Below are 11,909 nucleotides of genomic sequence, written 5' to 3'. Positions count from 1 at the left end.
CCAGGACGGCGGCTCCCGATGGTGAACGACGACAAGCTGAGGGACTACCTCAAGCGCGTGACGGCGGATCTGCACCACACCCGCCGGCGCCTGACCGAGGCCGAGGAAGCGGGCCGCGAACCGATCGCGGTCGTCGCGATGAGCTGCCGCTACCCCGGCGGCGTACGGTCCCCCGAGGACCTGTGGCGCCTGGTCACCGACGGCACCGATGCCATCACCGGCTTCCCCCGCGACCGGGGCTGGGACCTGGACCACCTGGACGACCCGGAACAACTGCGCGAGGGCACCAGCCACACCGCCCTGGGCGGCTTCCTCGACGACGTCGGGCACTTCGACCCCGGATTCTTCGGGATCTCCCCGCGCGAAGCGCTCGCGATGGACCCGCAGCAGCGGCTCCTCCTGGAGACCACCTGGGAGGCGTTCGAACGGGCCGGTATCGACCCCGCGACCCTGCGGGGCAGCAGGACCGGCGTCTTCGCCGGAGTGATGTACCAGGACTACGCGGTACGGCTGCGCCAGGTCCCCGACGACGTGGCCGGCTACGTCGGCAGCGGCAGCTCCGACAGCGTCGCCTCGGGCCGCGTCGCCTACACCTTCGGCCTGGAGGGCCCGGCGGTCAGCATCGACACCGCCTGCTCCTCCTCGCTGGTCGCCATCCACCTCGCCGCCCAGGCCCTGCGGGGCGGCGACTGCACCCTGGCCCTGGCCGGGGGCGCGATGGTCATGTCGACACCCGTCCCGTTCGTGGAGATGAGCCGCCAGGGCGGCCTGGCCCGGGACGGCCGCTGCAAGTCCTTCGCCGCCGCCGCCGACGGCACCGGCTGGGGCGAGGGCGTCGGCATGCTCCTGCTGGAGCGCCTCTCCGACGCCCGGCGCAACGGCCACCCGGTGCTCGCCCTGATCCGCGGCACCGCCGTCAACCAGGACGGCGCCAGCAGCAGGCTCACCGCCCCCAACGGCCCCGCCCAGCAGCGCGTCATCCGCCACGCCCTGGCCAACGCCGGACTCACCCCCGCCGACGTGGACGTGGTCGAGGCGCACGGCACCGGCACCCCGTTGGGCGACCCGATCGAGGCCCAGGCCCTGCTGGCCACCTACGGGCAGGACCGCGCGGACGGGCAGCCGCTGCTGCTCGGCTCGCTGAAGTCCAACATCGGGCACACCCAGGCGGCGGCCGGCGTCGGCGGCGTCATCAAGACCGTCCTCGCCATGCGGCACGGCACCGTCCCACCCACCCTGCACGCGCAGGACCCGTCCCCGCAGATCGACTGGACCGCGGGCGCGGTACGCCTGGTCACCGCGAACACCCCCTGGCCCGAGACCGGACGGCCGCGCCGGGCCGCGGTGTCCTCCTTCGGCGTCAGCGGCACCAACGGACACGTCGTCCTGGAGCAGGCGGACGAACCCGTCCCGGACCAGGCCGCCGCCCCCGCCGCCCCCGCCGCCCCTGCCGTCCTCCCCTGGGTGCTTTCCGGACGCACCGCCGAAGCGCTGCGCGCCCAGGCCGCACGGCTCCGCGACCACCTCGACGCCCACCCCGGACCCGGCCCGGCCGAAGTCGGCCACGCCCTCGCGACGACCCGCGCCGCGCACGAGCACCGGGCGGTCCTGATCGGCACCCACCCCGACGAGTTCCGGGCCGGCCTCGACGCCCTGGCGGCCGGCCGCACAGCCCCAGGCCTGGTCCTCGGCACCGCCGGAACCGGCGGCGAAGTCGCCCTGGTGTTCCCCGGACAGGGAACCCAATGGGTCGGCATGGCCGTCGAACTCCTCGACTCCGCCCCCGCCTTCGCCGCCCGCATCGCGGACTGCGAGCGCGCTCTGGCACCCTTCGTCGACTGGTCCCTGGAAGCCGTCCTGCGCGGCGCCCCGGGCACCCCGCCGGCCGAACGCGTCGACGTGGTGCAGCCGGCGCTGTGGGCCGTCATGGTCTCCCTGGCCGAACTGTGGCGCTCCCACGGCATCACCCCCGGCGCCGTCGTCGGCCACTCCCAGGGCGAGATCGCGGCGGCGTGCGTCGCCGGCGCCCTCTCCCTGGACGACGCCGCACGGGTCGTCGCCCTGCGCAGCCGGGCGATCCGCGCCCTGTCCGGCCGCGGCGGCATGGCCTCGGTGGCCCTGCCCGCCGAACAGGTCGCCGAACACCTCGCCCCCTGGGACGGCCGGCTCTCCGTCGCCGCCGTCAACGGACCCGCCTCCACCGTGGTCTCCGGAGACGCCGACGCGCTCGACGCGTTCCTCGACCGGACGACGGCCCTGGACATCCGCAGCCGGCGCATCCCCGTCGACTACGCCTCGCACAGCGCCCACGTCGAGGACATCCGCACCGAACTGCTCGCCCGGCTCGACGGACTGACCCCCCGCCCGTCCGCCGTCCCCTTCTACTCCACCCTCAGCGGCGGCCTGCTGGAGGACACCACCGCCCTGGACGCCGACTACTGGTACCGCAACCTCCGCGGGACCGTCCGCTTCGAACAGGCGACCCGCGCCCTGCTCGCCGACGGCTACCACGTCCTCCTGGAGAGCAGCCCGCACCCCGTCCTCACCGTCGGCGTCCTGGAGACCGCCGAGGACGCGGGCGCCGACGCCACCGCCGTGGGCACCCTGCGCCGCGACGACGGCGGCCCGCGCCGGTTCACCGAGTCGCTGGCCGAACTCCACCTGCGCGGAGTCTCCCCGGACTGGGACGCCGTCTTCGCCGGCCGCCGCCCCGGACGGGTGGAACTGCCCACCTACGCCTTCCAGCGCGACCCGTACTGGCTGGAGGACGGCGCCGCGCCCGTCGCCGACGTCACCTCCGCCGGACTGACCCCCGCGGACCATCCGCTGCTGGGCGCCGTCGTGGTCCTCGCCGACAACGAGGGCCTGCTCCTCACCGGCCGCCTGTCGGCCCGCACCCACCCGTGGCTCGCCGACCACGCCGTCGGCGGCCGGGCACTGCTCCCGGGCACCGCTTTCCTGGAACTCGCGCTCCAGGCCGGAGCCCGCGTCGGCTGCCCCCGGGTCGAGGAGTTCACCCTGGAGGCCCCCCTGGTGCTGCCCGAACACGGCGGCACCGTGCTGCGCCTCACCGTGGGCGCCCCCGACGGCGTGGGCCACCGCCCGCTCAGCCTGCACTCCCGGCCGGACACACCCGCCGACGGCGACCCCGACGACGAGTGGACCAGGCACGCCGAAGGCGTCCTGGCCCAGGACGGCGCGGACGGCGCCGAGGCCGACGGGCCGATGCCCTGGCCGCCGCCCGGGGCCGAACCCCTCGCCCTCGACGGACTGTACGACCGCTTCGCGGCGGGCGGATTCGCCTACGGTCCCGCCTTCCAGGGGCTGCGGGCGGCCTGGCGGCGCGGCGACGAGCTGTTCGCGGAGGCCGTCGTGCCCGCCGGGCCCGCACCCGACGCCGCTCGCTTCGGCCTGCACCCGGCCCTGCTGGACGCGGCCCTGCACGCCACCGGCGTGCCCGGTACCCCCGGCGCGGACGCCCACCCCGAGGGACGGCTGCCGTTCTCCTGGAACGGCGTGACCCTGCACGCCACCGGCGCCGACGCGATCCGCGTCCGGCTCGCCCCGGCTGGACCCGACGCGGTGACGCTCGCCGTCGCCGACGCGACCGGCGCCCCCGTGGCGACCGTGGACGCGCTGGTCCTGCGGCCCGCGGGCACCGTCGGCCTCGGCGCCGACCGCGCCCCCCACGGCCGCCGCCACCAGGACCTCTACACGACGGAGTGGGTCACCGCACCCCCGCGCGGCGGCGGCGCACCCGTCCACCGCACGGCGGACCTGGCCACGCTGCTGGCCGCCGTCGACGCCGGAGCCCCGGTGCCCGAAACGGTCCTGCTCGACTGCGCGGAGCCCGCGGACGCGGCCGGCCCGGCCGCGGCGGTCCGCGCGGCCGTCCACCAGGCCCTCACCGACGTCCGGACCTGGCTCGCCGACGACCGCTTCGCCGGCTCGCGCCTGGTGTTCGCCACCCGGGGCGCGGTCGGCACCGGGGAGGGGGAGGACGTACGCAACCCCGCGCACAGCGCGCTCTGGGGCCTGGTCCGCTCGGCCCGGTCCGAACACCCCGGGCGCTTCGCCCTGCTCGACCTCGACGCCGACGACGAGCACGGCACCTCCGCGGGCGTCGCCGCGGCCCTCGCCTCGGGAGAACCGCAGTCCGCGGTCCGCGGCGACGAGGTGCGCGTACCCCGGCTGGTCCGGGTCCTCAGGAACGACCCGGACCTCTCGGACGACGCGGCGGGGCCCCTCCGGGCCTTCGACCCGGACGGCACGGTCCTCATCACCGGCGGCACCGGCCTGCTCGGCTCCCACGTCGCCCGCCGCCTGGTCACCGGGCACGGCGTCCGGCACCTGCTCCTGCTCTCCCGCGGCGGCCCGGCCGCCGCCGGAGCCGAAGAACTGCGGGCCGAACTCGCCGGGCTGGGAGCCGAGACCGCCATCGTCGCCTGCGACGCCGCCGACCGGGTGGCCCTGGCCGCCGTACTCGCGGACCTGCCGCCCGCGCACCCGCTGACCGCCGTGGTCCACACCGCGGGCACCCTCGACGACGGCGTCGTCACCGCACTCACCCCCGAACGGGTGGACGCCGTGCTGCGGCCCAAGGTCGACGCCGCCCTCCACCTGCACGAACTGACCCGCGGCCTCGACCTCACGCACTTCGTGCTCTTCTCCTCGGCCGCGGGCACCTTCGGCGGCCCCGGACAGGCCAACTACGCCGCCGCCAACGCCTTCCTCGACGCCTTGGCCGCCCGGCGCCGGGCGGCGGGGCTGGCCGGCCAGTCCCTGGCCTGGACCCTGTGGGAGCAGCCCAGCGCCCTCACCGGACACCTGGACGAGGACGACGTACGACGCCTCGCCCGGTCCGGGATGCCGCCGCTCTCCACCGAGCGAGGACTCGCGCTCTTCGACACCGCCCTCACCGTGGACCGGGCCGTCCTGGTCCCGATGCGCCTCGACACCGCGGCCCTGCGGTCCGCGGCGGCGGACGGCACCCTGCCGCCGCTGCTGCGCGGCCTGGTGCGCACACCGCCGCGCCGGGCGGCCACGGCCGCGGAGGCGACGGCCGACGACAACGCCCTGCGCCTTCGCCTCGCGGCCCTCGACGGCACCGGACGGACCCGGCTGCTCGTCGAACTCGTCCGCACCCACGCGGCAGCAGTCCTCGGCCACGCCTCCCCGGACACCCTCGACCCCGGACGGGCCTTCCGCGAACTGGGATTCGACTCACTGGCCTCGGTCGAACTGCGCAACCGTCTGACCGCCGCCACCGGCCTGCGGCTTCCCGCCAGCCTGGTGTTCGACCACCCGAACCCGGCGGCGCTCGCGGACTTCCTGGGCGCCGGACTCACGGACACCGGAGCCGCCACGGCCGCCGTACCCGCGGGGCCGGCCGTCCGGAACCGGGACGCGGACGACGACCGGATCGCGATCGTCTCCGCGGCCTGCCGCCTCCCCGGCGGTGTCCGCTCGCCCGAGGACCTGTGGCGGATGCTGGCCGAGGGCCGCGACGGCATCTCCGCGTTCCCCACCGACCGGGGCTGGAGCCCGGAGACGCTCTACGACCCCGATCCCGACAGCATCGGCACCTCCATCACCCGCAACGGCGGCTTCCTGCACGACGCGGCCGAGTTCGACGCGGAGTTCTTCGGCATCTCGCCGCGCGAGGCCCTGGCCATGGACCCGCAGCAGCGGCTGCTCCTGGAGACCACCTGGGAACTCTTCGAGCGCGCGGCCATCGACCCGTCCACCCTGCGCGGTGCCCCGGTCGGCACGTACGTCGGCCTGATGCAGCAGGACTACGCCGCCCGGCTGCTGCCCCACATCCCCGAGGACGTCGAAGGGTTCCTCGGCACCGGCAACTCGGGAAGCATCGTCTCCGGACGCCTGGCCTACTTCTTCGGCCTGGAGGGCCCCGCGGTCACCGTGGACACGGCCTGCTCGTCCTCCCTGGTCGCCTTGCACCTCGCGGTACGGGCGCTGCGGTCCGGCGAATGCTCGCTGGCGCTGGCCGGCGGCGTCAACGTGATGTGCAGCCCCGAACTGTTCGTCGAGTTCAGCCGACAGGGCGGACTCGCCCCGGACGGCCGCTGCAAGTCCTTCGCCGCGGCGGCCGACGGGACCGCCTTCGGCGAAGGCACGGGCATGGTGCTGGTGGAGCGGTTGTCGGACGCGCGGCGCAACGGGCATCCGGTGCTGGCGGTGATCCGTGGTTCGGCGGTGAATCAGGACGGTGCGAGCAATGGTCTGACGGCGCCGAACGGTCCGTCGCAGCAGCGGGTGATCCGTGCGGCGCTGGCGGACGCGGGGTTGTCGGTGTCCGAGGTGGATGTGGTGGAGGCGCACGGTACGGGGACGCGGTTGGGCGACCCGATCGAGGCGCAGGCGCTGCTGGCGACGTACGGGCAGGACCGTCCGGTGGACCGTCCGGTGTGGATCGGTTCGCTGAAGTCCAACATCGGACACGCCTCGGCTGCCGCCGGTGTGGCGGGGGTCATCAAGTCGGTGCTCGCCCTGCGGCACGGTGTGATGCCGAAGACGCTGCACGTGGACGGTCCGACGCCCGAGGTGGACTGGTCGGCGGGGGCCGGCCGACTGCTGACGGAGGCCCGTGCGTGGGACGACACGGGCCGTCCGCGCCGGGCGGGTGTGTCCTCCTTCGGCGTCAGCGGCACCAATGCCCACGTCATCCTCGAACAGGCCCCGGACGACCCGACAGCTTCCGCGGCCACGCTCGCTGACGGGTCCGGGACACCGGAGACCGCACCCGCCGCCGTCCCCTTGCTCCTCTCGGCACGCACTCCGGAGGCGCTGCGCGCCCAGGCCGCGGCGCTGTCGGCACGGATCGGAGACGGGTCGGGCGTCCGCGCCGCGGACGTGGCCTTCTCCCTGGCCACGGGCCGCAGCGCGCTGGGACACCGCGCGGTGCTGGTGGGTACGGAGGAGGACCTCGCCGAGCGTCTGACCGCGCTGTCGCAGGGTGCTGCGGTGTCCGGCGGCGGGTTGGTTTCCGGTCGTTCGGTGCTGGTGTTCCCGGGTCAGGGTTCGCAGTGGGTTGGGATGGCTGCGGAGCTGTTGGCCGGGTCGGAGGTGTTCGCGGGGCGGATGGCGGAGTGCGAACGCGCTCTGGAGCCTTACGTGGACTGGTCGTTGACGGCGGCGCTTGGTTCGGAGGTCCTGCTCGCGCGGGTCGATGTGGTGCAGCCGGTGCTGTGGGCGGTGATGGTGTCGCTGGCGGAGGTGTGGCGTTCGTTCGGCGTGGTTCCGGACGCCGTGGTCGGCCACTCCCAGGGTGAGATCGCGGCCGCTTGTGTGGCGGGTGGTCTGAGTCTGGAGGACGGTGCGCGGGTGGTGGCGTTGCGTTCCCGCGCGATCAAGGTGCTGGCGGGTCGTGGCGGTATGGCGTCGCTGCCGTTGCCGGTGGAGGAGGTGCGGGAGCGGATCGCCTCCTCGGCGGGCCTGCTGTCGGTGGCCGCGGTCAACGGTCCGTCGTCGACGGTGGTGTCGGGCGACGCGGACGCGGTGGCGGAGCTGGTCGACGCCCTGGTCGGCGAAGGGGTGCGGGCGCGTCTGATCGAGGTGGACTACGCCTCGCACTCCGCGCACGTCGAGGAGATCCGCGAGCAGTTGCTCGCCGACCTGGCCGGCATCGTGCCTGTTTCCGGTTCCGTGCCGTTCTTCTCGACGGTGACGGGCGGTTGGCTGGACACGAAGGTCCTGGACGCCGGGTACTGGTACCGCAACCTCCGGCAGACCGTGGAGTTCGGGCAGGCCACGGAGGCGCTGTTGGGGGAGGGTTTCCGGTTCTTCGTCGAGTCCAGCCCGCATGCGGTGCTGGGCGTGGCGGTGGGGGAGTCGGTGGAGGCCGCGGGTGCGGATGCCGCGGTGCTGGGGACCTTGCGCCGCGGGGAGGGCGGCGTGGACCAGGTGCTGCGTGCGGTGGGCCGTGCGTGGGAGAGCGGGCTCGGGGTCGACTGGTCGGGTGCGTTCCCGGGGGCGCGGCGCGTCGAGCTGCCGACGTACGCCTTCCAGCGCAGCCGCTACTGGCTCGACGTTCCGACCACGAGCCGGGACGTCGCCTCGGCGGGGCTCGCCACGACCGGGCACCCGTTGCTCGGTGCGGCGGTGCAGGTCGCGGACGCCGACGAACTGCTGCTCAGCGGCCGGATCTCGCTGAGCACCCACCCCTGGCTCGCCGACCACGCGGTGTCGGGCGTCGTCCTCCTCCCCGGCACGGCCTTTCTCGAACTCGCGCTGCGCGCCGGGGCCGAGGCGGACTGCCCGGTGGTCGAGGAGCTCACCCTCGGATCGGCGCTCGTGCTCCCGGACGAGGGAGCCGTCCACCTGCAGCTCCGGGTCGCCGCGCCCGACGGCGACGGTCGGCGGAGGCTCAGCGTGTTCGCCCGTACGACACGGGACGCCGACGCGCCCTGGACCGAGCACGCCACCGGCACCCTGGCACCCCGGCCCGCCGGGGACCCGGCCGGAGCCGCGTCCGGTCTGCTGAACTGGCCGCCGTCCGGTGCCGAACCCGTGGACACCGGCGACCTCTACGAGCGCTTCGCCGAGGCCGGCTACCTCTACGGCCCCGCCTTCCGCGGCATCCGTGCCGCGTGGCTCCGCGGCGGTGAGGTGTTCGCCGAGGTGGTGCTGCCGGAGCCGCAGCACGCCGACGCCGTCGGCTGCGTGCTGCACCCCGCGCTGCTGGACGCGGCCCTCCAGATCGCCGCCCTGCTGCCCGACCAGGACGGCCGGGCCCGGCTGCCCTTCAGCTGGAACGGTGTGACCGGCGGGATCACCGGGGCCACCACGCTGCGCGTGCGGCTCGCGACCGACGCGCCGGACACCGTCACCCTGCACGCCCACGATCTGTCCGGCCGGCAGGTGCTCGGCGTGGAGTCCCTGCTGCTGCGGCCTCCGGCCGCGGGCGGGCCGCTCTCCGCGACCGCCCACGCCGACCTGCTGTACCGCCTCGACTGGACCCCGGCCACCGACCCGGCCGACAGCGCCGTGCCCACCTGGGCCGCCCTCGGCGGTGCCGTCCCCGGCGCGGTGTCATGGCCGGACATCGACGCCCTGGGGGCCGCCCTCGCAGCCGGTACCGCCCTCCCCGAGGTGATCGTGGCGGCCATCGCCACCGCCGACCTGCCCGACCCCGCCGACCGGGTCCGCGCCACCGCGCGCCGGGGCCTCGCCCTCGTACAGCAGTGGCTGGCCGACGAGCGGTTCGCCGCGGCCAGGCTGGCCCTGCTCACCAGGGACGCGGTCCGTACCGGAGCGGTCGACCGTCCCGTCGATCCCGCCCAGGCCGCCCTGTGGGGCCTGGTGCGCAGCGCGCGGGCCGAGCACCCCGGGCGCTTCGTCCTCATCGACGCGGCCGGGAACGGCGAGCCGGCGGACGCCCTGCCCACGGCGCTCGCCGCCGGAGAACCCGAGCTGGCGCTGCGGACCGGCCCGCCGCTGCTGCCGCGGCTGGTCCGCGGCGGCCGGCCGGACGGCACGCTGTCCCTGCCGGAGGGCGCCGCCTGGCGGCTCACCACCGACGGCCGGGGCTCCCCGGAGGACATCGCGGCGGAGCCCGCTCCCGCGGCCCTCGCCCCGCTGGGCAAGGGTGAGGTACGGATCGCGGTGCGCGCCGCCGGGCTGAACTTCCACGACGTCATCGCCGCGCTCGGCCTGGACCCCGACCCCGAACAGCAGGGCCTGGGCAGCGAGGGCGCCGGAACCGTCGTCGAGGTGGGCCCGGGTGTGGACGACCTGGTGCCCGGGGACCGGGTGATGGGGATCTTCAGGGGCGCGTTCGGCCCGACCGCCGTCGCCGACCGCCGCACCGTCGCCCGGATACCGGCGGGCTGGTCCTTCGCCCGCGCCGCATCCGTGCCGGTGGTGTTCCTCACCGCCTACTACGGTCTGTTCGATCTCGGCGGACTGCGGCGCGGGGAATCCGTCCTGGTCCACGCCGCGGCCGGCGGTGTCGGCATGGCGGCGGTGCAGCTCGCCCGGCACGCCGGTGCGCGGGTGTTCGCGACCGCCTCCCCCGCCAAGTGGGACGTCCTCCGGGCCGGCGGACTGGACACCGCGCACATCGCCTCGAGCCGTACCACCGACTTCGCCGAGAAGTTCCTGACGGCCACCGGCGGGCGCGGCGTCGACGTCGTACTCGACAGCCTGGCACGGGAGTTCGTCGACGCCGGTCTGCGGCTGCTGCCGAACGGCGGCCGGTTCGTGGAGCTGGGCAAGACCGACGTCCGCGACCCCGGGACGGTCGCCCGGCAGCACCCCGGGGTGCGCTACCGGGCGTTCGACCTGATGGAGGCCGGTGCGGAGCGCATCGGCGAGATGCTCGCCGACGTCCTGGGCCTGTTCGAGCAGGGAGTGCTGCGTCCCCTGCCCGTCACCGGCTGGGACGTCCGGCAGGCCCCGGCCGCCCTGCGCTCGCTCAGCCAGGCCCGGGGCGTCGGCAAGAACGTCCTGCTGCTGCCCGCGGCGCCGGACCCCGAAGGGACCGTCCTGGTCACCGGGGCCACCGGCACCCTGGGACGGCTCCTGGCCCGGCACCTGGTCGTCGCGCACGGCACCCGGCACCTGCTGCTGGCGGGCCGTCGGGGCGGATCCGCCGACGGCATGCCGGAGCTGGTACGGGAACTGACCGGGCTCGGGGCGTCGGTGACCGTGGCAGCCTGCGACGTCGCCGACCGCGCCGCGCTCGCCGCCCTGCTCGGGTCGGTGCCCGCCGCGCACCCGCTGACCGCCGTCGTCCACGCGGCCGGTGTCCTGGACGACGCCACGATCGCCGGGCTGACGCCGGACCGGCTCGACCGCGTCCTGCGGCCCAAGGCGGACGCGGCGCTGGCCCTGCACGAACTCACCCGCGACCTCGACCTCGCGGCGCTGGTCCTGTTCTCCTCGGGCGCCGCCCAGTTCGGCGCGGCCGGGCAGGCGAACTACGCCGCCGCCAACGCGGTCCTCGACGCCCTCGCCGCCGAACGCCGGGCCGAGGGGCTGCCCGGCCTGTCCATCGGCTGGGGCCTGTGGGAGGAGCGCAGCGGGATGACCGCCGCGGTCACCGCGGGCCGGGGCGCCGGGGCGGGCGCGCTGACCTCGGCGGAGGGCCTCGCCCTGTTCGACGCGGCACTGGACTCCCCGTACGCCTACCGGCTCGCGGCCAGGATCGCCCCGTCCGTGCTGCGGGCGGACGACCGGCTGCCCGCCGTGCTCCGCGGCCTGGTCCGCCCCGCCCGTACCGGCGCCGCCTCCGCCGCGGCACCGGCCCGCTCGATGGCGCGGCAGCTCGCCGAGCTGCCCGAGGCCGAGCTGTACCGGACCCTGCTCGACCTGGTGCGCGGCAACGCCGCGGCGGTGCTCGGCCACAGTTCGCCGAACCTGATCCGCCCGGCCCGCCCGTTCAAGGACGTCGGCTTCGACTCCCTCACCGGGGTCGAACTGCGCAACCGGCTGGCGTCCTCGACCGGGCTGCGGCTGCCGGCCGCGCTCGTCTTCGACCACCCCACCCCGGAGGCACTGGCACGCCACCTCGCCGAGCGGGCCGCCGCCGCCCGCCCGACGGGCGACGAGGCGGTCCGGGCCGGGCTCGACACCCTGGAGAGCCTGCTCGACGCCCTGCCGCCGGACGGCGTCAGCGACGAACTCGCGGCCCGGATACGGGAAGTGCTGTCCCGCCCGCTGCCCGGCGGGACACCGGCCACCACCGTCCGCCCCACGGGCGACGTGGACGACCTCGCCCCCGAGCTGATCGAGGCGGCCAGCGACGACGAGGTGTTCGACTACATCGACCGGCAGTTGGGATCCGCATGACCAGGCCACCGGTCCGCGCCGTCCGCGCACCCCGCGCAGCCCGAGACGAGACCCGAGCAGCCCGAGACGAAAGCAGCGGTGTCCAGTGAGCGACCAGA

Annotated in this window: 1 protein-coding gene; it reads left to right on the top strand. The window is 75.8% G+C overall.

Annotation, left to right across the window (positions count from 1 at the left end):
• Positions 1–18 precede the first annotated feature (18 nt).
• Positions 19–11,811, top strand: coding sequence for an SDR family NAD(P)-dependent oxidoreductase (locus tag ABZW10_RS07410; RefSeq protein WP_355361308.1), 11,793 nt, complete (start codon positions 19–21; stop codon positions 11,809–11,811).
• Positions 11,812–11,909: the final 98 nt, after the last annotated feature.

This window comes from Kitasatospora sp. NPDC004723 (assembly GCF_040609255.1).
Lineage (GTDB): Bacteria > Actinomycetota > Actinomycetes > Streptomycetales > Streptomycetaceae > Kitasatospora.
This window is presented reverse-complemented; position numbering and strand designations above follow the sequence as displayed.